At 40.1% G+C, this 932-nt stretch carries 1 protein-coding gene; it reads left to right on the top strand.

The window, feature by feature from the left end; genetic code table 11:
* The coding region (locus tag NLX67_RS22595; protein WP_254313636.1) for an IS3 family transposase at positions 1-895 on the top strand (895 nt) is incomplete at its 5' end.
* Positions 896-932: the final 37 nt, after the last annotated feature.

Below are 932 nucleotides of genomic sequence, written 5' to 3'. Positions count from 1 at the left end.
AAGCCGGAAAGGAGAGATAAGAAAAAGAACGAAAGCTCTTGAATATCAAGTTATTAAAGATATGTCTGCTTGTTTTTCGGTTACCCTTCTTTGTGAAATTGCCGGAGTCTCAAGAAGTGGATATTATAAATGGCTCAAGAATGGAAAGAACCTTTCTAAAAAACAAGAAGAGAACCAGGTCCTGCAAAAGAAGATCGTTGAGATCTTCCATCAATATCGGGGGATTTTTGGCTACCGAAGAATGACGGTTTGGCTGAGAAAGATACTTAAAAAGCCGATTAATGATAAACGAACCTACAGACTCATGAAGGTGCTTGGGATCCAGGCAAGGATTCGCAAGAAGAGGATTTTTTATGGAAAAAAAGAAGCGTGTGTGGTATCAGGGAATCATTTAAATCGAGAATTTCGCGCCACTCGTCCAAATGAGAAATGGGTAACCGACGTTACCTACCTTCCCTTTAATCAAAAGCGTCTTTATTTGTCGGTTATTTTTGATCTATATAACAATGAAGTAGTGTCTTATAAACTAAGCCGGTACAATGACTTTCAACTCGTGCGAGATACTGTGAAAGCAGCTATTCAAAAACGGAAAGTGAAGGGGACTCTTCTTCACAGCGATCAAGGTGTTACCTACACCTCACGTGCTTATCACCACCTTCTAGCAAAGCACCAAATGAGAGCCAGCATGTCCCGAAAGGGAAATTGCCTTGACAATGCCTGTATCGAAAGCTTTTTTGGCCATTTAAAGGCTGAATGCTTTCACCTTTTGACATTTAGCCAGGCTTCTGAGGTTGAGCAAGCGATAGATGAATACATAAAGTTTTATAACACCGCAAGATATCAAAAGAAACTAAAGAACCTTTCTCCAATTCAATTTCGGAGAAAGGCGATGTAGGCTTTTTAAAGGTGTCTACTTGACGGGGGTAAGATCA

It is taken from the genome of Domibacillus sp. A3M-37, assembly GCF_024213455.1.
Taxonomy (GTDB): Bacteria; Bacillota; Bacilli; order Bacillales; family Domibacillaceae; genus Domibacillus; species Domibacillus tundrae.
This window is presented reverse-complemented; position numbering and strand designations above follow the sequence as displayed.